Source organism: Kitasatospora sp. NPDC058406, assembly GCF_042722765.1.
In the GTDB taxonomy this organism is placed as follows: domain Bacteria; phylum Actinomycetota; class Actinomycetes; order Streptomycetales; family Streptomycetaceae; genus Kitasatospora.
In genome coordinates this window covers 1-23,658 of sequence record NZ_JBHXKE010000043.1, presented here as the reverse complement: position 1 = coordinate 23,658, position 23,658 = coordinate 1, and the positions used below count along the sequence as shown (strand labels likewise).

15 protein-coding genes are annotated in these 23,658 nt (G+C 72.6%); 10 read left to right on the top strand and 5 right to left on the bottom strand.

Features of this window, described 5'->3' with window-relative positions; genetic code table 11:
• Positions 1-22 precede the first annotated feature (22 nt).
• Entirely contained in the window at positions 23-808 is a 786-nt protein-coding gene (locus ACFWOG_RS11555) for a response regulator transcription factor (RefSeq protein WP_329884130.1), read from the bottom strand.
• Positions 809-957: 149 nt separating this feature from the next.
• Here ACFWOG_RS11555 and ACFWOG_RS11550 point away from each other — a divergent pair, with 149 nt between their 5' ends.
• Complete coding sequence (locus ACFWOG_RS11550; RefSeq protein WP_380357107.1) at positions 958-2,334, top strand: hydrolytic protein; 1,377 nt, start codon at positions 958-960, stop codon at positions 2,332-2,334.
• A gap of 322 nt (positions 2,335-2,656) precedes the next feature.
• On the opposite strand, the gene ACFWOG_RS11545 is transcribed toward ACFWOG_RS11550, so the two are convergent.
• A complete protein-coding gene (locus ACFWOG_RS11545; protein WP_380357104.1) occupies positions 2,657-4,384 on the bottom strand; it encodes a DUF4157 domain-containing protein in 1,728 nt (575 codons plus the stop codon).
• Positions 4,385-5,245: 861 nt separating this feature from the next.
• Here ACFWOG_RS11545 and ACFWOG_RS11540 point away from each other — a divergent pair.
• From ACFWOG_RS11540 to ACFWOG_RS11530, 3 genes are all read left to right on the top strand, one after another.
• On the top strand, positions 5,246-6,589 hold the full coding sequence (locus tag ACFWOG_RS11540) for an FG-GAP repeat domain-containing protein (RefSeq protein WP_380357102.1): 1,344 nt from the start codon (positions 5,246-5,248) through the stop codon (positions 6,587-6,589).
• Positions 6,590-6,702: 113 nt separating this feature from the next.
• The gene (locus ACFWOG_RS11535) at positions 6,703-8,013 is read left to right on the top strand and encodes an FG-GAP-like repeat-containing protein (protein WP_380357100.1); all 1,311 of its coding nucleotides are present in this window, start codon (positions 6,703-6,705) and stop codon (positions 8,011-8,013) included.
• Positions 8,014-8,070: 57 nt separating this feature from the next.
• Entirely contained in the window at positions 8,071-9,411 is a 1,341-nt protein-coding gene (locus ACFWOG_RS11530) for an FG-GAP repeat domain-containing protein (RefSeq protein ID WP_380357097.1), read from the top strand.
• A gap of 167 nt (positions 9,412-9,578) precedes the next feature.
• On the opposite strand, the gene ACFWOG_RS11525 is transcribed toward ACFWOG_RS11530, so the two are convergent.
• Positions 9,579-10,577, bottom strand: coding sequence for a helix-turn-helix domain-containing protein (locus ACFWOG_RS11525; protein ID WP_380357147.1), 999 nt, complete (start codon positions 10,575-10,577; stop codon positions 9,579-9,581).
• A 162-nt stretch (positions 10,578-10,739) separates the two neighbouring features.
• On the opposite strand from ACFWOG_RS11525, the gene ACFWOG_RS11520 reads away from it, so the two are divergent.
• Both ACFWOG_RS11520 and ACFWOG_RS11515 read left to right on the top strand, forming a co-directional pair.
• Entirely contained in the window at positions 10,740-11,090 is a 351-nt protein-coding gene (locus ACFWOG_RS11520; RefSeq protein ID WP_380357095.1) for a hypothetical protein, read from the top strand.
• A gap of 149 nt (positions 11,091-11,239) precedes the next feature.
• A complete protein-coding gene (locus ACFWOG_RS11515; RefSeq protein WP_329884121.1) occupies positions 11,240-11,419 on the top strand; it encodes a hypothetical protein in 180 nt (59 codons plus the stop codon).
• 432 nt (positions 11,420-11,851) lie between these two features.
• Here the strand turns inward: ACFWOG_RS11515 and ACFWOG_RS11510 are convergent, their stop codons facing one another.
• Positions 11,852-12,646: an exodeoxyribonuclease III gene (locus tag ACFWOG_RS11510; RefSeq protein ID WP_380357144.1), complete on the bottom strand. Its 795-nt coding sequence runs from the start codon at positions 12,644-12,646 to the stop codon at positions 11,852-11,854.
• A 282-nt stretch (positions 12,647-12,928) separates the two neighbouring features.
• Here ACFWOG_RS11510 and ACFWOG_RS11505 point away from each other — a divergent pair, with 282 nt between their 5' ends.
• The 4 genes from ACFWOG_RS11505 (at position 12,929) to ACFWOG_RS11490 (ending at position 22,131) form a co-directional block, all read left to right on the top strand.
• Complete coding sequence (locus ACFWOG_RS11505) at positions 12,929-13,702, top strand: GntR family transcriptional regulator (protein WP_329884152.1); 774 nt, start codon at positions 12,929-12,931, stop codon at positions 13,700-13,702.
• A 300-nt stretch (positions 13,703-14,002) separates the two neighbouring features.
• Positions 14,003-21,562 (top strand): RHS repeat-associated core domain-containing protein, encoded by a 7,560-nt coding sequence (locus ACFWOG_RS11500; protein WP_380357092.1) that lies wholly within the window; start codon positions 14,003-14,005, stop codon positions 21,560-21,562.
• Positions 21,563-21,665: 103 nt separating this feature from the next.
• Positions 21,666-21,962, top strand: a complete 297-nt coding sequence (locus ACFWOG_RS11495) for a hypothetical protein (RefSeq protein ID WP_329952891.1) — start codon at positions 21,666-21,668, stop codon at positions 21,960-21,962.
• A gap of 43 nt (positions 21,963-22,005) precedes the next feature.
• Positions 22,006-22,131: a hypothetical protein gene (locus tag ACFWOG_RS11490; RefSeq protein ID WP_329952892.1), complete on the top strand. Its 126-nt coding sequence runs from the start codon at positions 22,006-22,008 to the stop codon at positions 22,129-22,131.
• 68 nt (positions 22,132-22,199) lie between these two features.
• On the opposite strand, the gene ACFWOG_RS11485 is transcribed toward ACFWOG_RS11490, so the two are convergent.
• Entirely contained in the window at positions 22,200-23,387 is a 1,188-nt protein-coding gene (locus ACFWOG_RS11485) for an ROK family protein (RefSeq protein ID WP_329884113.1), read from the bottom strand.
• Positions 23,388-23,658 lie beyond the last annotated feature (271 nt).

Sequence of the window (23,658 nt, the reverse complement as noted above, 5' to 3'; positions counted from 1 at the left end):
CGGGCAGCCGGTGCCGATCCGGTCAGATCAGCCCGTTGCGCAGCGCGTAGCCGACGGCGTGGGAGCGGTTGCGCAACTGGAGCCGGGTGATGACCTCGTGCAGGACGTTCTTGACGGTCCGTTCGGAGTACGAGGTGTTGCGCGCGATCTCCGCGGTGTCCAGGCCCTCCGACACCAGGCGCAGCATGTCCGCCTCGCGCGGGGTCAGCGTGGACAGGGACGCGGCGTGCGGGTCGAGGGCCGACCGCTGCAGGCTGCCGACGTGGTCGAGGAGCTTCGCGAGCAGGTCGCCGGGTAGGACGCCCTCACCGTTCGCCATCGCCAGGACCAGCCGCAGCAGCCGGTCCTGGTCGGCCTCCGCGCGCCGCAGCACCGCGGTGACTCCGCACTCGATGGCGCGCTGCAAGGCGTCACCCGATTCGAAGGTGCCGACCACGAGTCCGGTGCGGGTGGCGGAGTTGTGGCGCAGCCGGTACAGCAGGGCGGCCGTCTCGTCGTCCACGCTGTCCACGGCGACGAGCGAGACCCGCGCCTCGTGCGCGTCGGCGTCGTCGACCAGTTCTACCTCGGGCCGCTGGCGCAGCTGTTGGACGATCCCGACGTACAGGACCGGGTCCGAGGCGTACACGGCCACGGTGACCCGTCCGCCGGGCTCGCCGGCCGCGGCGTCGTGCGCGGCCCGGGCGTGGGCCGGGCTGTGGGCCGGGGCGCGGCCCTGGGGCGGGACGGTCGGCCGCGTGGTGCCGGTGCCGGACGGGTGGACGGTGCCGATGAGGTCGGTGTGGAGCATGAGGCGTACCTGTTCCATGATGCGTATGAGGGGAGTACTGCGGGGTCCAAAGGCAACAAAGCTCCTGGACACAGGAGTTGGGAGAAGTTCGCGGGGGCATCGCGGCTGCCCGGGGCCTTGCCCCCGCGTCCGTGGAGGTGGGCGGGGCGGCGGCGTAGCGTCGCGGCGTGACGACCCCAGCAGCCACTCCCAGCCCCGGCGCGCCCGGCCTCGACATCCCGTCGGTGACGGTGACACCGGGCGGTACCGCGACCACCAGCCTGACCGTTCGCAACGACGGCGACATCGTCGAGGCGTACCGCCTGGAAGTCGTCGGTGACTGCGCTGCCTGGACGACGGTCGAGCCCGACCGCGTCTCCCTCTACCCCGGCACCTCGGAGACGGTGACCATCCGCCTGGCGCCCCCGCGTTCGCCGCGGGTGCGGGCGGGCGAGGTGCCCCTGGCCGTGCGGGTCCTGCCCACCGAGCACCCCGAGGCGGTCAAGGTCCCCGAGACCACCGTGCGGGTCGAGGGATTCCGGCAGCTTCGGGCCGAGAGCGCCCCCAAGCGCCGCCGCGGCTGGCTGCGCGGACGCTACCGCCTCGCCGTCCACAACGAGGGCAACCGCCCCGTCCAGGTGGGATTCACCCCGGCCCAGCCCGGCGAGGACCTGAAGTTCGACGTCCGCCCCGCGGCTCCGAAGCTGGAGCCGGGTGAGTCGGTGGAGGTGGCGCTGCGGGTCCGCGCCGGGAAGCCCGTGTGGTTCGGGAAGCCGGCCACCTGGCCGTTCACCGTCACCGTGGCGGAGACCGTGGCGGAGACCGAGACGAAGGCCGGGGCCCGGGCCGACGACCCCGGCGAGGACGACCGGGAGCGGCCGCGGCCGGAGGCCGAGTTCGTCCAGATACCGATCTTCCCGACCTGGCTGCTGGCGGCCCTGGCGGCGCTCCTCGCGCTGCTGCTGGCCTGGTTCCTGCTGGTGCGTCCCGCCGTGCGCAGCACCGCGAGGGAGGCCGCCGACCAGGCGGTCCAGCAGCAGTCGACCCCCACCGAGGCGCCGGCCGGCGGCCGGACCCCGGTGGCGACCCCCGGGCAGCCGGGCTCCGGGGCCGGGAGCGCCCTGCCCGGCGCGGGCGCGGGCGGTACCGGTACCGGAGCGGGAACGGGAACGGGAACGGGCGGCGACACCGGGACCGGACCGGGCGGCGGACAGCAGGGTTCGGCCACCATCGACCTGACGACGGCCGGCGGGGAGACCAAGGTCGGCACCTACGTCGTGCCCGTGGGCAAGACGTTCGGGATCACGGACATCGTCGTCGCCAACTTCCAGGGCGACGAGGGCGTCGTGACGATCGGTTTCGGCGACCGCAAGATCACGACGATCGCGCTGGAGACGTTCCGTAACCAGGACTACCACTGGGTCACCCCCATCAGGATCACTGAGAACCAGACCGTGACGGTCCAGGTGACCTGCGCGAAGCCGGGCACTCCGGCCACCGGCGTGCAGGCCCAGGAGTGCCACGAGGTCCTCAACGTGAGCGGCGTGTTGAGCGACCTCAGGTGAACAGATGCCACACGCATGGTCTGTCAGGTTGTCCCGTGAGAAAAGGTGAGCCTCACTCGTTCCGGCCGAAAACCGACGGTTCGGAGGCTGGGAAGGCACCCTGATCGTGACTGTACATTCTCATTTCGGCGGCCCTGGGAAGCTCCGGCCCGGCGTTCGAACGTGAATCTGACGGTCACTCAAATACGGCTGAATCCGATCCCTCCCGGCGCCCGTCCGACCGTTCGGACGCCGGGAGGGGCAGCGGCCGTCCCCGGCGTGTCGGGGAGTACCGAGGGCCGGCCCGTGTCACGGGCCGGCCCTCGCCGGATGCCGGTACGTGTCACGCACCGGTGCGCCTGCGGGCCGTGTCGCCGGCCAGCGTCCGGTCGTGCCGGTACGCCTCCTCCGCCCAGCCCGCCAGGTCGCGCAGCTCGGCCTTGAGCTCGTCCCAGGTCTTCATCAGGGAGCCCATGGTCCGGATCTCGAAGGGGACCATCATGGCGCCCTCCTCCTCGTGCGGGTCGATCTGGTTCATCCCGCCGAACACGCTCTGCTGGGGCACCTGGGGGACGCCCTTCAGCGTCGACTCGGCGAATTCGAGGAGGGTCACCGGGAGGCCGTCGATCTCCCGGGTGGCTTCGTCGCGGAACTCCAGGTTCGCGCTGCCGTCGCCGGGATCCTCCTGGAACTGTGCGAGCAGGTCGACGATCACCTCGCTGTCGTCCCGCAGGAAGTCCTGGAACCCGGGGTCGAGGAGCGCGCGGACGTCCGTGAGCCGGGACCGGGACAGCACGACCGTCAGGTTCTTGATCTGGCCCTGGTCCTGATCCTGCGCGAGGTAGTCGGCCATGGCCGCGACCTGGGTGAAGAACAGCTGGCTGTAGCCGTCCAGGGCGTCCGTCTCCAGCCGCTTGCGCTTGCGCGCCGACTCCCGGCCCTGTTCGTACCGGGCCACGACCTGGCCGGCGAACGTCCTCGCCTGCGAGAGCCGGAACCGGGCGCGGGGGAGCGGCGCCCCCTGGACGTGGGGAGCGGCACCCCGGAGGTGGTCGAAGAACATCGGCATCCCGGCCAGTGGCACACCGACCGAGTAGTGGACGAACAGCCCGTCGCCCATGCCCTGGGCGCCGGCGTAGTTCGGGAAGTCGAGATCCGGGGCGATCCGGGCGTCCTGCCCTGCGGGCAGGATCTCCAGCTCCAGGCCCAGGTCCGCCAAGGGGGTCTTCTCGGTCTCCCGGTAGAACGCCTCGCGCACCGTCCTGATCTCGTCGACCAGCCGATCGAGGGCCGCCGGCCCGGACTCGCTCCCTGTGCCGACCACCGGGACGGCCCCGGTCACGAACTCCACGTTCGAGTAGTCGGCCCCGTTGCGCAACGACCGCTTGTCGGAGACCAGCTTGAAGTCCCCCGCGGTGCTCTGGGCCAGGTCGGTGTCGCCCTCGTACGCCGCGCCACCGGACGTCTCGACGGGCATGTCGATCTCCGTCTCGAACCCCAGCTTCCGTTGCACGGCGGGCCCGCCGTCCCCTGCGGCGCCGCCGCCCGGCTCCGCCCGCCGGACCGCATCCGGCCGACCGGCCGGCCGCGCCATCACGCGTCGCGCGTTGGCCTCGGCGTCGCGTTCGAAGGAGTCACCGGGATCGCTGACCCGCAGCCCGTCCCCCCGGTCGGTACCGGCGACGGCCCCCTTCCGCTGCTGGATCACATGCGTCAGCTCGTGCGCGAGGGTGTGCCGGTCGCCGCCCCCGTGCCCGATGACGACGTCCCTGCCGGACGTGTAGGCCCGCGCACCGATCTCGGCGGCGGACCGCTGGGCGGCCGCGCCGGTGTGCAGCCGCACATCGGAGAAGTCCGCCCCTAGCCGCCCCTCCATCTCCTCGCGCACCGGCCCTTGGAGCGGCCGCCCGGCCCCCCGCAGCACCTCGTGCACACCGGACCGCTGGACAGGGTCCGAATCGTGTGCGCCCCGCCCGCCCCGCGCGATCCGGGCCACGACGGCGTTGCCGATGCTCCGCTGCAGCTCACGGGCCTGCTGCGGGGACATCGCCTCCGCCACGGGCCCGCCCACCCGCGCCTCCCGGGCCTTGCGGTCACCTCCGCCGGCCCGCTCGCCGCCGTTCCCCCTGCGATCGTCCGCCCTCGCGCGCACTGGCCCTCCCGGTCGCCTACCGCTGCCTTGCCTCTTCTCCCTACACCGCCGGCACCCGCCGCTCCCATCCCCGAAAGTGCACCCCCGGGGCCACACCCCCTGCCCGACCCGGGCGATCCCGGGCCGCCCGACTGCCCGGCGCCCTCGCTGGCGAGGGGCGGATCGACGGGTACGGCGCCGTCGTCCACATCTGCCTCGCGGTGACCAGCGCTGACGATCGGTCGGAGGCCGCCCGGTAGCCGGATGCGCCCGGCGAGAGGCGTCGGCCGGCGTCCGCGGCCGACCACGGTGGACGGACTCGGCCAAGGCCGGTTCGGGCCAGCGCCGGCCCCTGGTCCGGCCACCGGCCGGCGGGCAGGCTCTTACTCGACGGCGGCGACGAGCAGCCGAGAGGAGCCGGGACAGCGTCACTGCGGGACGCGCCGGATCCGGACCACACCCGTGTCGTGCGTGTGTCCCGAAGGAGCCCCGCCGTGATCCGCTCCCGCAGCACGAAGGCCGTCGCGGTCACCGCCCCGCTTCCGCCCCGGGTGAGCACCGACGCCACGGATCGGCAGTAGCGGCCCGCTTCGGGCCCCACCCGGACGCCGCCGAACCGGGACGTTCCCACTCTCTGCTCCCACTCCGCACCGCACGCGTGTCCGGCCGGGCCTTGCCCTGTCCGGCGCACGGTCGACGGCGATTCCCTCAGCACCTTCGAAACCTGTCGTGGCCCAACTCCCCGGCGACGGAACATCCGACCGAGCGAACGAAGCTTGCGAACGAAGGAAGCGTTTTCCGATGAAGAAGACTCTGCGCAAGGCCCTGCAACTCCTCGCGGTGAGCGCGGTCCTGGCCGGCGGGACCGTCGCCGCGACGAGCCCCGCGTACGCGGCCCTGCCCGACGTGTCCTGCGGCACGATCTCCTCCGCCGATACCGCCGCCGCCGCCCAGCTGAACCAGCAGCTCACCGGCACCCTGCGGAACGCGATGACCGCGTACCGGATGTCCTGTGCCCGGGCCATCGTCAACACCGTGCGGGCCATCGGCGTGCCGCAGCAGGCCGAGGTCATCGCGATCACCACGGCGATCGTGGAATCCACCCTGCGGAACAACCCGAACATGGAGGACCACGACAGCGTCGGTCTGTTCCAGCAGCGGGCGTCGTGGGGCAGCACCGCGCAGAGGCTCGATCCGGCGACGACGACCCGCAAGTTCATCAACGCGCTGCTCTCGACGTATCCGAACAACTCCTGGACGACCAAGCCGATCGGCGAGGTCTGCCAGGGCGTCCAGCGCTCGGCCTATCCCGACCGCTACCAGTACCAGGTGGCCGACGCGCGGCGGATCGTCGACGCCATCGGCCAGGCCCCCGCAACTCCGGTGGGGATGACGGGCTTTGCGTCGGCCGACTTCAACGGTGACGGGAAGGCGGACCTGGCCGCGGTGGAGGCGGCCACGGGGAAGATGTTCCTGTACCCGGGCACCGGGGTCGGCACCTTCGCTCAGCCGAGCCTGATCGGCACCGGGTGGGACTCGGTCGGCAACGTGACGCCGGGTGACTTCAACGGTGACGGGAAGGCGGACATCGCTGCGGTCGGCGCGGGGGACGGGAAGCTGTACGTCTACCCGGGCACCGGTACCGGCGCGTTCGGTACCCCGTGGTCGGCCGGCACCGGCTGGAACAGTCTGGACAACTTCTCCGCCGGTGACTTCAACGCCGACGGGAGGGCGGACATCGCGGCGGTCGGCACGGGTGACGGGAACCTGTACGTGTATCCGGGTACCGGGACCGGGTACTTCGCGGCTCCGATCAACGCCGGCAACGGCTGGAACAACCTGGACCGTTTCACCGGCGGTGACTTCAACGCCGACGGGAAGGCGGACATCGCGGCGGTCGGCATCGGTGACGGGAGCCTGTACGTCTTCCCGGGCACCGGAACCGGTTGGTTCGCCGCCCCGGTCAGCGCCGGTACCGGTTGGAACATCATCCGCGACCTGGTCGGCGGCGACTTCAACGCCGACGGAAGGACCGACATCGCCGCCGTCCAGGCCCCCCGAGGCGCCGCCGGCACCATGTACCTCTACCCCGGCAGCGGCCAGAACACCTTCGGCACTCGCAGCACCATCGGCACCGGCTGGTAGCCGGCCCGACCCGGTCCCGACAACGGCGTCGGCCCGGCCCGTGATCCGTTCCGGGCCCGGCCCGCGCCCAGCACAGCTCCCCGCTTCCAAGACCTCGGACCTGGAGTTTCCTCATGCCCGCCGCCATCCGCCTGCGCCGCGCCGTCTCCGCGATCGCCGTGGCGAGTGCCGCCGCCGTCGGTGTCTCCCCGCAGCCGGCCCACGCCGCCACGCCAGGCTTTCAGCTTCCCTTCGTCTGCGACCAGAGCTGGACCGGAAGCGTACGCAGCAACCACAATCCGCCGCTGTCCATCGACTGGACGCGTGGCGGCCCCGGCACCACGGTCAACCAGGCCGTGGTGGCGAGCGCGAGCGGCACGGTCAGCCTGGTCTCCAGCGCCGGCAACTACGGCAACCGCATCGTCATCGACCACGGCGGCGGTTGGCAGACCCTGTACGCGCACCTGGCCGGCTTCAACGTCGGCCAGGGCGCACAGGTGGAGGCCGGTGACAAGATCGGTTCGGTCGGCAGCACCGGAAACTCGACGGGGCCGCATCTGCACTACGAGCAGAGGCTCAACGGCACGGTGACCCAGTCCGTGCTCAACGGATCCGCGTTCGTCGACGGCACGACGCTCAGGAGCCGTAACTGCCCGACCACACCGCAGCCCCCCGCCGAGGACGTCGGCATGACGAGCTTCGCCTCGGCCGACTTCAACGGTGACGGGCGGACGGACCTGGCCGCGATGGAGGCCGCCACGGGGACGATGCTCCTGTACCCGGGCACGGGCGTCGGCACCTTCGGTCTGCCGGGTCTGATCGGCACCGGGTGGGACTCGGTCGGCAACGTGACGCCGGGTGATTTCAACGGTGACGGGAAGTCCGACCTGGCTGCGGTCGGCGCGGGGGACGGGAAGCTGTACGTCTACCCGGGCACCGGCACCGGAGCGTTCGGTACCCCGTGGTCGGCCGGCAACGGCTGGAACAGTCTGGACCACTTCGTCGGGGGTGACTTCAACGCCGACGGGAGGGCGGACATCGCGGCGGTCGGCACGGTTGACGGGAACCTGTACGTGTATCCGGGTACCGGGACCGGGTACTTCGCGGCTCCGATCAACGCCGGCAACGGTTGGAACGACCTGGACCGCTTCACCGGTGGTGACTTCAACGCCGACGGGAGGGCGGACATCGCGGCGGTCGGCAAGGGCGACGGGAGGCTGTACGTCTTCCCGGGCACCGGAACCGGTTGGTTCGCGGCCCCGGTCAGCGCCGGCACGGGCTGGAACATCATGCGTGACCTGGTCGGCGGTGACTTCAACGCCGACGGCAGGTCGGACGTCGCCGCCGTCCAGGCGCCTCAGGGGTCCACCGGCGACATGTACCTCTACCCGGGCACCGGCCAGAACACCTTCGGCAATCGCAGCACCATCGGCACCGACTGGTAGCCGGCTCCCCGCACCAGTCTCCGACACCCACCCTTCAGCAGATCGAGGTAGTCAGCCATGCCCAGGACCAGCGTCTTCCGCCGCCCGTCAGTGCTCGCCCCGTTGCTCGCCGCCATGGCCGCCGCCGGCCTGAGCGCACCGCCCGCCCAGGCCGGCTCCTCCCTCGGAGGCCCCGTCAACCGGTCCGAAATCCTGTCGCGCGCCCAGTACTGGGACGCCCAGGACGTCCAGTACAACCAGGGTGCGACGTACGGGGACGGCGACGGACACTCGTACCGCACCGACTGCTCGGGGTTCATCGCGATGGCCTGGCACCTGTCGGCCACCGGCCTCGGCTCGGCGACCACCCAGACCCTCGACAGCCGGTCGCTGACCGCGCGCATCAACAAGAGCGACCTGCGCCCCGGCGACGCGCTGGACAACATCAGCGACCATGTCGTGCTCTTCGTACGGTGGAACAACCAGGCGACCGGGGACTTCACCTACCTCCACCAGTCGAACTCGCGGACCGACATGACCTATGGGAGTGGGAACGTCTACAGCGGAAACATATCGAGCTACCCGGCGAGCAGCTACGTGGCCCTGCGGTACAACAAGGTCGTCGAGGACAACAGCACCCCTCCGCCGGCCACTCCGGTGGGGATGACGGGCTTCGCGCCGGCCGACTACAACGGTGACGGGAGGACCGACCTGGCCGCGGTGGACGCGGCGACGGGGAAGATGTTCCTGTACCCGGGCTCCGGGGTCGGTACCTTCGGTGAGCGGAGCCTGATCGGTACCAGCTGGGACTCGCTGGCCAATATGACGCCGGGTGACTTCAACGGTGACGGGAAGGCGGACATCGCCGCCGTCGGCAAGGGCGACGGGAAGCTGTACGTCTACCCGGGCACCGGCAGCGGCGCGTTCGGCGCGTCCTGGTCGGCGGGCACGGGCTGGAACAGTCTGGACCACTTCGTCGGGGGTGACTTCAACGCCGACGGGAGGGCGGACATCGCGGCGGTCGGCAAGGCTGACGGGAACCTGTACGTGTATCCGGGTACCGGCACCGGGTACTTCGCGGCTCCGATCAACGCCGGCAACGGCTGGAACGACCTGGACCGCTTCACCGGCGGTGACTTCAACGCCGACGGGAGGGCGGACATCGCGGCGGTCGGCAAGGGCGACGGGAGGCTGTACGTCTTCCCGGGTACCGGAACCGGTTGGTTCGCCGCCCCGGTCAGCGCCGGCACGGGCTGGAACATCATGCGTGACCTGGTCGGCGGTGACTTCAACGCCGACGGCAGGTCGGACGTCGCCGCCGTCCAGGCGCCTCAGGGGTCCACCGGCGACATGTACCTCTACCCGGGCACCGGCCAGAACACCTTCGGCAACCGCAGCACCATCGGCACCGACTGGTAGATCCTGATGAGGCACCCGCCGAAACTGCGCGAACCCGCCGGGCCCCGGTCCCGGCGGGTTCCCGCGTCGGGGACGCGCCGCTTCGGCCCGTAGGGGAGGGGTGCGAGGAAGGTCCAGCCGCCCGCGGTTGTGCGTCGGGTGAGGGGCGGGCGGTGGCGGGTGATCGGTCAGGTGCGGCGGGTGGGGAGCCAGCCGTTCTGGACGGCGCGGACGCCGGCTTCGAAACGGCTGCGGGCGCCGAGGCGTTCCATGAGGTCGGTGGCGACGCGACGTGCGGTGCGGGGGGAGACGCCCAGACGCTTGGCGATGGCGTCGTCGGTGTGTCCTTCGGCGAGGAGGCGGACGCAGGCCGCTTCCTGGGCGTTGAGCCCGCGATCGTCGCGGCTGGCCTGTTCGCCGAGCGGCTGGGCGCCGGCCCAGACGTTCTCGAACAGCGCACACAGGGCGACGAGGGTGCCGTGGCCGGTCAGGACCACGGCGCCGGCGGCGGTGTCGTCACCACGCACGGGGATGACGGCGGTGGCGCGGTCGACCAGGATCATCCGGGTCGGCAGCGAGGGCGCGGTGCGTACCCGGCCGCCGCGTTCGGCGAGCCAGTTCACGTACTCCACCGTGTGCGGGCTGTTGCGCACGCTGTCCAGGTAGACGGTGCGCATCCGGATCCCGCGGTCCAGCAGAGCCGCGTCCAGGGGCTTGGCAGCCTCGATGTTCTCCGGCTGCTGGCCCCCGTCCGGGGCGAAGGTCATCACCTCCTCGCGCACCTCACGGGTCAGGGTGGCGAGGCGGTCGCGGATCTGGTCGAGCCCCACCAGTTGCTCGACCCCGGGGTTGCCGGCGGCGGGGCGCAGTTGCGCGTACTCGGCGATGAGTTCGGCGGCGGCGGCGCGGGAGGCTTCGACGCGCATCTGCTGGGCGGCGAGTTCGGCCTGCTGGCGGGCCATCAGGATTTCCATGCCGATGTCGGGGGACACGGCGCGCAGTCGGCCGTGGCGTTCGGCGGAGGGGCGCAGCAGGGCGAGTTCGCTGAGCCGGTCGAGGGCGGTCCTGACGTGGTGTTCGTCCTGGCCGAGGCGGTGCGCGATGGCGGTGACGCCGTCGTCGGGGTGGGCGAGCATCACGCGGTAGACGGCCTCGGCGGCGGTGTCCAAACCCAGTGCGGTCAGCACGTGTCCCCCCAGGGATTCTTCGTACACGCGTTCAGCGAATCATGTCACAGCGTGCTCCTGGAATGGACGGGTCAGGGGGAAGGCTGGACGGTTCCGGCCGGGGCCCGAACCGTCCAGGTTTTTCCCCTGTATGGGAATTGCCCGATTCGGCACCCTCGTTCCATGTACCTGGTTCATGTCTCCCTGCAGGCCCCCGCGGGCCCCGCCGAGCTGCCCGACGACGCCCGTGAGCTGCTGCTGGCCGCCGCCGAGGAGGGGATCGAGCACGTCAGCGTCCACGCCGGTGCCGTGCCGCACCCCGTGCTGGGGGTGTTCGTGCTCGCCGACCGTCTGGAGGACGCCGAGCAGCGTGCCCAGACGTTCTGCCGGCGGGCGGTGGCGGTGTCGCCGGGGCTCACCGGCTGGCGGGTGCAGTGTGGGCAGGTGCCCCTGGTCGCCGCCTTCCACGAGCGGCTGCCGGCCGATCCCGGCCCCGCTGGCCGGAACGGTCCAGGGACGATTCCGTCCACCTGAATGCCCTTCCACCTGCCCTGAGCTGCGGCGAAGCTAGTGACTGCCGCCAGGGAGCACCGCTTCCGGGCGGCAGGCCGGACGAAGCGTCACCGCGGGACGCGAGCCGGATCCACGCCGCCGCCGCCCCTTTTCTTCCGAAGGACACCGCCATGCTTCGTACCGCCCTCGCCAAGGCCGCCGCGGTCTCCGCCCTCGCCCTCGCCGCCGCCGCGGTGGCTTGCTCGCCGGCACTGGCCTCCGACACCGACGGTGCCACGCCGATCGCTGTCACCGCCACCGCCACCCCGCAGCCCACCGCCACCCCGGCGGACAACATGATCTGGGGCTGACCGCCCGGCCGCCCGCGGCCCTGCACCGGGAACCTGCCGCCGCACCCGCGCTCCGTGATGCGGCGGCCCGACCGGACAGCCTGCCTTCCGTCGGGCTCCGTGCCCCGCAGGCGAGGGCGCTGCCCGTGCGGGCGCCGGCTCTCGCCGAGGCCGCCCCGGGCGGCACCGCCCGCCACGCCGGGCTCCCGGGGCCGTCGCGTGCGACGACTTCGGCCGGGACGGCACGGCCTTCACCGGCATCCTCGGCCGGGGGCCGAGGGCGTCGGCCGGTCTGCGGTGGACGACCTCGGCCACCGACTCCCCGTCGGCGCTGAGGGCTATCGGCTCCGGTGAGGAGTATTCAGTGAACGGCCGCTCATGCCGTGCTCCGATTCCCGGGTCGCCGTGCGTGCACCGTGGGTGAACACCGCTGTCGCGGCCGTCAACGGGTGGTCAGGACTCGAGGTCGTAGGCCACGGTGACCGGGGCGTGGTCGGACCAGCGTTCGGCGTGGGTGTCGGCGCGTTCGACGCGGGCGTCGGTGGCCTTGGCGACCAGGCCGGGGGTGGCGACCTGGAGGTCGATCCTCCAGCCGGTGTCGTTGTCGAAGGCGCGGCCGCGGTAGGACCACCAGGTGTACGGGCCGGTGCCGTCGGGGTGGAGGCGGCGGACGACGTCCACGTAGCCGGCCTCGTCGAAGACGCGGGAGAGCCAGGCGCGCTCCTCGGGGAGGAATCCGGCGGACTTCTGGTTGGCCTTCCAGTTCTTGAGGTCCTCGGGGCGGTGGGCGATGTTCCAGTCGCCGCAGACCACGACCTCCCGGCCGTCCGCGGCGGCCCGGGTGCGGAGGGCGCCGAGGTGGGTGAGGAATTCCGCCATGAAGCGTTCCTTCTCCTCCTGGCGTTCGGTACCCACTTCGCCGGAGGGGAGGTAGAGGCTGGCCACGGTCAGGCCGGGGAGGTCGATTTCGAGATATCTGCCCGAATTGTCGAATTCCTCGGAGCCGAAGCCGACCACCGTGCGGCTCGGCTCCCGGCGGGAGAGCACCGCGACGCCCGCCCGGCCCTTGGTGGCGGCCGGGGCCCAGGCCGCGTGCCACCCGTCCAGGTCGCGCAGCTCGACCGGCAGCTGCCCGGGCTCGGAGCGCACCTCCTGCAGGCAGATCACGTCCGCCTCGGTGGCGGCCAGCCACTCGATGAAGCCCTTCTTGGCCGCAGCCCGGATTCCGTTCACGTTCACACTCGTCACCACGATCACCCGAGCAGCCTACCGAGAGGCCCGGGCGGGGGTGTCATCCGACGCGTCCGCTTGCGGAGCTGTCGTGAACGCGCCATGAAACTGTGCGGCAACCACGTCGAGCGCCGCCATTGGTCTTGACCATCTCCCGGCACAGCCCCTAGTGTCACTTACTGCAAGGACCTTTAATAAAGAAGGACGGAAAAAGCCCGCTCTCCCACCTGCCGCAACAGCGGACAGCGGGCCGGATCCGCCCTCTTTCCGCAGACTGAAGAGAACAGGGTGGAGGACGCGGTGGGGACGACAGGGCAGCTCACGGCCGTACCGGAACCGAAGTACTGGCACCTGCGCACGGTGCTGCTCCGCGCCATCGACACGGAGTTCTCCACCGGTCAGATCCTCCCCAACGAGCGCGAGCTCGCCGCCCGCTTCGGCGTCGCCCGGGCCACCCTGCGGCAGGCGCTCGACCAGCTGGAGCTGGAGGGCCGCCTGGTCCGCCGGCGCGGCATCGGCACCCTGATCGCCGCCCCCCGGGTCGGCGTGCCGGTCAACCGGCAGGAGGAGGGCTGGCCCGGCGCCCCCCGCAGCCAGGCGTGGCGCACCGTCGACTGCACCACCGCCCCGGCCGCCGGCCGGCTGGCCGTGGCGCTCGGTGTCCCGGAGGGCGCCACCGTCCACACCGTCCGCCGGGTCCGCCTCGTCCAGGGGCAGACCGTGGCGAGCGAGTCGCTGCACGTGCCCGCCGCCGCGCTGCCGCACCTGCCCGGCTTCCGGGCCGAGAGCGACCGTGCCCGCTCGGTGCTGCGCCAGCTGGAGCGGCTGGAGGTCGACGGAGAGTCCCGCTCGGTCGAGCTGGGCGTCGCCGAGGCCGGCGAGGCCGCGCTGCTGGAGCGCCCGCCCGGCTCCCCGGTCCTGGTGATGACCACCCAGTACGCGGCGGCCGGCCGCCTGGTCGCCCTCGCGGTCTCCACCTACCGGGCCGACACCTGCAAGCTCACCTTCGGCGAGACCGGACTCGTCGAGGTCACCCCGGTCGGCGCGACCCCGGTCGGTGCCGCCGCTTCCTGAACCATTCCCGGAAAACCCTCAGGCCCGGGCCCGGACGCTCCCACAGGCGTCTTGGCCCGGGCCGTTTTTGTGCCGCGGCGACCACCGCGGTCCGCCCCGGCCCGGCCGCCGCGCCGACCCCCGCCCCGCCGGTCGCGGAGTTGTCACGGGTTCCTGAACGGGAGGGAACCGTTCGGGGGCACCCCTGGGCTTGTGGCACAAGGATCGGTAGGTTCCGAACGATCTCTGTGCAACCCGAGCGCTCCGTGAGACCCGAGCGTTCCGGGCAACCCAAGCGTCCGGCGATCCTGGGGTGGGGCCGTGAACTCGCACTGGTACGGAAAGATCGGCGACGGCCCGGCCGCGCGTCGTGTCGCACAACTGCTCATCCTGGCGCTGGTCGCCGTCGGTCTCGGCATCCCGCCGGCCGCCGCCTGGGCCGCGCCCAAGGACCGCGCGGTGGTCTCCGCACCGCTGCCGCCCGGCCGGGTGAGCGCGGATCCGCGCACCCCCGAGCCGCCGCCGACGCAGGTGCCGGCCGCCGACGACAGCCCGCTCGGGCAGGAGCGCGCCCGGATCGCCGCCGAGATCAAGGCGGCCGACGCGCCCCGCAAGCCCGCCCCCGGGCCGGCCGCGGCGCCGGACGCCGAGGAGCACCGCAGGAAGCTCGACGAGCTGGCGGCCCGGCAGGCGCTGCCCGAGTACCGCATCCCGCAGCCCGAGGTGGACGACACCGGCAAGCGGCGCCGCTCGCCCGCCGGCCCGGCCCCGCTGACCCTGGAGCAACTGGCCGCGCCGAAGGCGGAGACGGCACCGAAGGCGGAGGCGGCCCCGCAGGCACCGGCGCAGACCACCGCCCAGTCCTACGGAGCCACCTACCAGATCGGTCAGCTCCAACTGGCCCCCCGCTACGACGCCATCGGGTACCTGCAGCTCACCGTCGCCAACACCTCGAACTTCACCTGGACCCCCGCCGGCCAGCACCTCGGCCTGCACCTGTACCGGTCCGACCAGACCCTGGTGAACTACACCGCCTCGTTCACCGCCCTGCCGTTCGACGTCGCCCCGGGCCAGTCCGTCACGCTCAGCGCCGTCATCCCCTTCCTCGGGGCCGGGAACTTCCTGCTGGTCTACGACATGGCGGACCGGACCAACGGCGCCGGCTTCTTCTCGTCCCACGGAGTGCCGGCCTCCCAGGCCGCCGCGCTGACCGTGCCGCACTACGCGCCCACCGCGAGCGACGGCTGGCCCGCGGTCGGTGCGACCGTCTCCACCCGCACCCCGACGGTCTCCGCCTTCGTCGGTGACGACGGCACGACGCAGACCTCGGCCGAGTTCCAGATCTGCCCGACCAGCGACCCGGCGGTGGGCGGCTGCTGGGGCTCCGGCATGGTCAACGTCGCCGCACACCCCGGTGCCTTCGGGACGATCGCGAGCTTCACGCCGCCGGCCGACGCGCTGCGCTGGAACACCGCCTACTACTGGCGGGTCCGCGTCCAGGACGCCGGCTACACCTCGCCGTTCAGCGAGATGAGCATGTTCGCGGTGGTCGTCCCGCCGCCGAACGACGCCGCCCACCTGGGCCTCGACCCGGGCGCCCTGGACGACACCGGCGTCAACCTCTACCTCGGCAACTACACCCGCCAGGAAACCGACTTCGACCTCCCGCAGCCGGGCATCGGACTCCAGGTCAAGCGGACGTACAACAGCGCCGGCTCCACCAACGGCTCGTTCGGGATCGGCTGGACGTCGATCTGGGACATGGGCCTCACCGACGCGGGGAACGGCATCTCCACCCTCGCCCTGGAGGACGGCCGGAAGGTCAACTTCGGCCGGAACCCCGGGGGCGCCCTCGTCCCGGAGTTCGGCGGCAGCGGGTTCGGCGAGTGGGTGGACGCCGGCCACCTGCGGATGAGCGGCATGGACTACTACCTGGGGGACAGGGTCCGCCAGATCACCCGCCAGCAGGGGGCCGGAAACCTGCGGCTGGACCGCGACTACGTGGGCTCGCAGCTCTCCACCTCGCAGCTCAACCTGGCGTCGTCCGACCGCCGGCTCTTCCTCAACTGGGACAACCGGGGCCACGTCACCTCGGTCTCCACCAGCTCCCGGCACTTCGAGACCGGCGCCGTCACCTGGTACTACACCTACACCGGCGACTACCTGACCAAGGTCTGCGACCCGGGCGGCAACTGCACCGCGTACACCTACGAGACGTCCCGGGCCGGCGGCCCCAACCGGCTGGTCAAGGTCCAGAAGGCCCGCGCGGAGAACGTCACCACGGTCGCCTACGACGGCAACCTGGTCCAGCACGTGGGCAGGGCCGACAACGCCGCCACCAGCGTGGACAATGGCTGGACGTACGACCGCACCACCGACACCAGCGGCCCGACCCCCAGCCTGGTCGTCCACCGCACCGACCCGCGTGGCATCCACACCTACTACCAGTACAACCAGGAAGGCCAGTTGGCCTACCGCTGGTACGGCACACCGACGCCGCCACCCGGCCGGACCCGGATGTTCGGGTACGACGCCTTCGGGCACCTCACGTCCGCCGTCGACGAGAACGGCAACGTCGTCCGGTACGGCTGGAACTTCGGCACCAACCAGCTGACCACCACCACCCGGTACCGGACCGCGCTGGAGCCGCTGACCGAGCGGACCACCTACTACGGCAACGGCGACTGGGCCGGTGACCCGCGCAACGGCGTGCCGCTGGAGGTCACCGACGCCAACGGCCACACCACCACCCTGACCTACAACACGGCCGGCAGCCGGCGCACCGAGACCGGACCGGCCGGCGGGGTGACCACCACCACCTGGGCCTGCCAGGAGGTGCTCAGCCCGCCCAACGTCAACTCCACCCCGCAGTACAACGGTTCGACCTGCAACGTCCCCGTGTCGGTGACCGACCCGGCGGGCCGGGCCACCACCTACGGCTACACCCACCGCGGCGACCAGTCCCAGGTCACCACCCCCGCCGGGCAGATCCTCAACACCTTCTTCGACGACCTCGGCCGGGTGGTCCGGCGCACCGTCGCCGACGCCGCCCACCCCGACGGCGTGGCCACCGCCTACACCTACGACAAGGCCGGCCGCCTGGCCACCGAGACCGGCGCCGCCGTGACGAACCCGGTCACCGGCGTCACCCACCAGGCCCGCACGACCTACGCCTACGACCCGGACAACAACCTGGCGAGCCGCACCGTCACCGACCTCACCGCGCAGGCCCAGGGCGGCGACGCGCCGCGCACCACCACCTACGGCTACGACGCGCAGGACCGGCTCACCACCGTCACCCAGGACGGCGTCACCACCAAGCGCGTGACGTACGACCAGCTCGGCAACGTCACCGACACCTGGAGCCCGAACGGCGCGCACTACGTCTACGGCTACGACACCAACGGCCGACTCACCGCCGTCGACCTGAAGAACTTCGTCGACGACCCCGCCGCCAACTCGCCGCCCCGCAGCGTCCGGCTGCAGACCTTCGCCTACGACGCCGGCGGCCGTCTCGCCGCAGCCACCGACGCCATGCAGCACCTGGTCACGTACACCTACACGGCCGACGACCTGGTGCTCACCGAGACCTACTCCCTGGTGAACCAGGCGGGCACGAGCACCCGCGAGATCACCCTCCACACCTTCACGTACGACAAGGCCGGCAACGTCGTCAAGGACGTCCGAGGCAGCGGTCCGACCGCCCGCACCACGACCTACGCCTACGACGCCGCCAACCGCCTCACCACCACCACCGCCGACCCGGGCGGCCTCGGCCGGACAGCCACCAGCGCCTACGACACGGCCGGGCTGGTCACCGCGACCACGATCAGCGACGGCACCCGCACCGAGACCCGCGAGAACGTCTGGGACCAGACCACCGGCCAGCTCGTCCGCACGCTCGTCCGGCCCGACGCCGGCACCGCCCTGGTGACCGGCTTCCGCCGGGACACCCAGGGCCGGGTCCTCGCCACCACCGACCCGCGCGGCATGCCGCAGCCCGGCGCCCCCGGCCAGGCCGACCCGGCGTACACCACCACGCACGGCTACGACCTGCTCGGCCGGCTCTCCGCCACGAGCACCCCCGCGACCCCGGTCGAGGACGGCACCCCCGGCGCCGCCCCCGCCGCCCAGCAGGCCACCGGCACCCGGGGCTACAACACCTTCGGCGAACTGACCGACGTCCGGGACGCCACCGGCCTGGTCACCCGCTACCTCTACGACAAGCAGGGCCACCGGACCGAGGCCAGGCTGCCGGCCTACACCCCGCCGGGCGCGGGCACCGCGCTGAACCCGGTGCGGAAGTGGACGTACGACGCGGACGGCAACACCACCTCGGCCACCGACGCGCTCGGCCGCACCACCACCTTCACCTACGACCTGCGGGACCGGCTCGTCCGCACCACCCTCCCGCCGGCCGCCCCGGGAGCCACTCCGGGCGTCACCGTCGTCGCCCGTGACGACAACGGCAACGTCCTGTCGGTCATCGACCCGTCCGGCGCCCAGTCCCTCGCCGTCTACGACGGCATGGACCGACGGCTCTCCGCCACCTCGGTGGTCCGCAACGGCACCGCCACCCCGGACCGGTACACCACCACCTACACCTACGACGACTTCGGCGACGTGCTCTCCGAGACCCTCGGCGACACCTCCACCGGCTACACCTACGACAAGCTCGGCGAGCTGACCTCCAGCACCCCGGCGGGCCGCGGCACCACCCGCTACGCCTACGACCTGGCGGGCCGCGTCTCGACCGTCACCGACCCGCTCGGCCGCACCTCCACCACCACGTACGACCTGGCCGGCCGGGCCACCGCCACGTCGGCCGCCGACCAGGCCGGCACCGTGCTCACCCGGACCGGCTACGGCTACGACGCCGCCGGGAACGTCGTCACCCTCACCGACCCCGGCGGCCAGGTCTGGCGCACCGCGTACGACGCCCGCAACCAGGCCACCTCCTTCACGGACCCGCAGGTCCGCCCCGGCGACGCCGCGTCCGCCCCGGTCACCGGCCTCGGCCACGACCTGCTCGGCCGGCTCACCCGGATCACCGACGCCAACGGCAACGCGACCCACCAGCGGTACAACACCCTCGGCCTGGCCGAGGCGCAGTCCCTGCCGGCCGTGCCCGCCGACCAGTCCGCCGCGGACCGGACCACGACCAGCGCCTACGACGCGGCCGGACAGCCCGTCACCGTCACCGAACCTGGCGGCGTCCGCAGGGCGTTCACGTACGACGGACTCGGCCGGACGGTCGCCGAGAACGGCACCGGCGGCGACGCCGACGCCTCCCGCGCGTTCGGCTACGACCTCGCCGGCCGCATCACCTCCGCCTCCGCGCCCGGCGGTACCCAGACGTTCGCCTGGGACGACCGCGGGCTGCTGAAGGGCAGCCAGGGCCCGCTCGGCACCAGCGCCTACACCTACGACACCGCGGCCCGTCCGCTCACCGAGACCGCCCCCGGCGGCGCCCGCGTCACCTACACGTGGAGCGGCAACGACGACCTCGGCACCGTCACCGACAGCCTCTCCGGCCTCACCCGCACCCTGACCCACGACCTGGCCGGCCAGGTCACCACCGAACAGCGCCGCTCGGGCCAGACCGCCGGCCCCACCCGCACCCTCGGCCACGACGGGCTCGGCCGGATCACCACCGACACCGTCACCGACCCGACCGGCCACGTCTCCACCCAGCTCACCTACAGCTGGGACCCGTCGGGCCGCATGCTCACCAGCGGTTCCACCGGCACCGCCGACCCGCACGGCGAGCAGTACGGCTACGACCCGGCGGGCCGCCTCACCCGGACGCACAACACCACCGCCGCCACCGGCACCGACTACACCTGGGACGCCGTCGGCAACCGCACCTCCGTCGTCGACTGGACCGGCACGCCCGCGCAGCACACCACCACCGGGACCACCACGGCCGCCTACGACCCGCGCAACCGCCTGACCGGCACCACCGCGCCCGACGGCTCCACCACCGCCTACACGTTCACCCCGCGCGGCACCCTCGCCACCGCCACGACGAAGAACGCGTCCGGCGCCGTCACCGGCTCCTCCACCAACCGCTACGACGCGCTCGGCCGGCTGACCGGCGTCGACGGCCGCTCCTACGCCTACGACGCCCTCGACCGGCTCACCGCCGCGACCGCCGGTGGCGCCGCTGCCGCCGCGTTCACCTACCCCGGCCTCGCCAAGGAGCCCGACTCCGACGGCAGTTACGCCTACGCCCGAACCCTCGACGGCACCCCGCTCGCGGCCGCCCCCGCGGGCGGCGGCACCGCCCGCACCCTGCTCACCAACGCCCACCACGACGTCCTCGGCACCACCGACACCGGCAGCGGCGCGCTGGCGGCCGGTCGCTCCTACAGCGCCTTCGGCAAGCGCACCGCCTCCTCCGGCAGCGCCCCCGACCTCGGGTACCAGGGCGGCTGGACGGATCCCGCCACCGGCCGGGTCCACGCCCAGGCCCGCTGGTACGACCCGGGCACCGGTACCTTCACCTCCGCCGACGACCGCGTGCCCGGTCTCGGCTCCGCCGCCGCCACCAACCGCTACGCGTACGGCAACGCCGACCCGGTCGGCAACTGGGACCCGAGCGGCCACTTCAGCATCGGCGGGTTCAACATCAGTGCGGGCGCGATCACGTCCGGGCTCCGGGCCCTCGCCGGTGCGGGAGCGGCCGTCGTGGAGACGGCGCTCAGTGCGGGCGCCGTCGCCGCCGAGACGGTCGCCGTCGCGGGCGGCGAGATCATCGCCGCCGGTGCCACGGTCGCCGAGGCGGCCGGCGCGGCCGCCCTCTGCAGCGTCGGCTGCGTCGTCGCGCTCGTCGTCGGCACCATCGTCGTGGTGGCCGTCGCCGGCTACCTCATCTACGAGCTGGTCAACGCCGACGGCAGCCTGACCCCGGTCTCCAACGGCACCGGCGCGAGCCCGCAGGCCGCGACCGACCCGGGCACCAGCGGCGTGCCGAAGGCGGTCGGGGTCACCGGCACCGGTACCGGCAAGGGCACCGGAACGGGTAAGGGCACCGGCACGGCCAAGGGCACCGGCACAGGCACCGGAACGCAGCCGCCCAAGCCCCGGCCCACACCGCCCCCGCCCCCGTACCTCACCGGCACCACCCGGGCCGTCACCCAGGACGTCCGCACCGAGGTCAGCCACTGGTGGGACGATACCTACCTCTACACCCGCACCGACACCTGGATCACCGACACCACCTTCATCACCTCCCACTACTCCGACGGCTCCTGGACCAAGAGCGGGCCGCAGGTCAGCATCCGGCACCTCTGGGAGACGCTCAGCCGGCTGCTGATCGACTTCTCCGACCCCGTCCAGCTCCCCACCCCGCTCGACAGCGGCAGCCCCGACCCGCACATCGACAACCCCGCCGATCCCGGCGCGGGCTGCGGCACCGGAGGGACCCTCGACGCCTGCGCCGACTCCCAGGCCGCCGGCCGTCTCCCGCTCGGCGCCCTCGACGGGACGCCGCGCACCGACGACGCGGGCAGGGGCGGCAAGAAGCCGCCGACGGTCGACGCCCCGTCCTGCGACGGGTACCCGGAGGGGGAACCGGGTGACAAGGACGATCTGCCCGATGTCGCCCGCCTCCCCGATCTCTCCGGGAAGACCCTGGCCGAGGCCGACGTCCTCGCGGTCGCCGGCGGGTTCACCTACCGCTCGACCTCGCCTGGCGGATACGTCACCTACGACGGCAGCAACGGAAGTAAGCTGACCATTCGGCTGAGCGACGGGCGGGTGACGCGGACAACGGTCGTCGACCGCGGGCCCCGCATGAAGAACCGTCCGCAGCGCTGGGATCAGAACGGGGACAAGACCCAGCTGCACGATCACGGAGAGAACATTGCCTGCGAGTAGTGACTTTGCGGTCTATTGCGGGAGGGTCTCGGAGATCCTCCGTTCCCTGGACGGGCACTTCATCGAAAGGTTCCTCGTCGACAGCTCACGGGAGGGAGGCGGCGTGGACGTCTTCCTCCGGTACGGCCCCGAACGCCCCGACGCCATCGTGTCGATGACGGGCATCGTGTACGTCTCGGCCGGGAACTTCCTCGACCTCGCCGGCGCCTTCGTCGACGAGATCACCCTGACCCACATCCCCTCGGACCAGCCGGAGTGGCCCGAGGGGCTGCCACCGCTCGGCCCCCGCTCCCCGGCGGGTCCCGGGGAGACGGCGTGGCTGTCCCTCGTGGGGCCGATGTACATCCAGGTGGTGGCGCGGACCGTCTCGGTCGCCCTGTCCCAGGTGCCCGAGAACTGAGTTCCGTGACCGGCGGCTCGACGAGCGGGGTTCGGAGCTCGCGATGATCAGCCCGGAGCACGGCACCTGGGCGGAGACCGTCGTGAGTGTTCCGCCCGAGGCGGGCCCGCTACCCGTGGCGTTCGTCCGCCGGGCGCTCGACGAGGCGCAGCGGCGGCTGGAGGTCTGAATCCGGGAACCCCCGAGGTGCGAACGGATCGGCGTCGGCGGGACTCACCCCGCCGACGCCGTCGCCGTTCACACGCGGGCGGGGGCCGCCGGGTCCGTGGCCGGCGGGTTGACGGCGAAGAGCTGTTCCTCGACCTGATCGAGGGCCACCCGGAGGGCGCCCATGGCGACGACCTCGGAGCCGAGGGCGGCGAGGGCGACCTCGGGCGCGCGCAGCGTGAACTGGGCGAGGCGCTGGCGCAGCGGGTCGAGGACGCCGTCGAGGCCGGCCGCCCAGCCCCCGACCACCACCAGCTGGGGGTCGATGGCGAGGACGAGGGCGGCGACGCTCTGGACGAGCCGGGTGAGGAACCGGTCCATGGCGACCTGCGCGACCTCGTCGCCCTCGCGGGCGAGCTTGAGGACCCGGGCGACGGCCGCCTCGTCGAGCGGGTTGAGCGGCTTGCCGGTGGTGGAGAGGAGGCGCTCGGGAGTGACCTCCTGGCCCAGCAGGTGCAGGGCGCCGATCTCGCCGGCCGCGCCGCCGAAGCCGCGGTGCAGCCGGCCGTTGATGAGGGAACCGGCGCCGGGGCTGAGGCCGGCCATCACGAAGACCATGTCGTCGGCGCCGACCGCGGCGCCCTGCCAGTGCTCGGCGATGGCGGCGAGGTTGGCGTCGTTCTCGATGAGGACCGGGCAGCGGAACGAGCGCCGGAGGCGGGCGCCGAGGTCGAGGCCGGTCCAGCCGGGCATGGCGGTGCCGAGCTGTACGGTGCCGTCGCGGTCGACGATGCCGGGGGTGCCGACACCGACCGCCCACAGGTTGTCCCGGGAGACACCGGCCTTGCGCAGCACCTCGGCGACCACCGACCGCACGGCGGTGAGCCGCTCCTCCGCGTCGAGGGTCTCCTCGACCGGCCGGAAGTGGCTGCCGACCACCTCGCCGGTGAGGTCGGCGAGGATGATCCGGATGTCGTGGACGCCGATCTCGATGCCGAGGATGTGCCCGGCCTCGGCGCGGAACCTGAACCAGCGGGCGGGCCGCCCGCGCCTGCCGCCGCCGGGCTGGCTGCCGTTCTGCGGCTGCTCGACCTCGGCGACCAGGCCGGTCTCCACCAGTCCCTCGATCACGCCCTCGACCGTCGGCCGGGAGAGTCCGGTGTCGCCGACCAGCTGAGTGAGGGTCACAGCGTGGCCGGCGCGTAGCGCCCGGAGGGTCACCGCGGCGTTGATCCGCCGCAGTAGTGAGGAGTCGCCACCGGTGAGTCGATCCGCCAAGACGCTGCCCTTCGCCGTTCGCGCGACTGCCCTGGCGCGCGTACCGAGTACGCGGGCACCACCGACCGGCCCGCGCGAGTCCGCCGCCCGGCAGGCCGGCAGGGCAGCGCTGAGCCGCCTGCACCGGGCCGGATGGCATGTGCCGGATGCTACCCGTGCCCGGCCCCGGGGAGCGAGCATCTTCGCAGCTCACCCAGGCTTCGGTATCGAAATGGTACGCATCGGGTGGCGGTGCGTGATCCGGGTTGCGCCGGGCACCTCTCGGGGCACG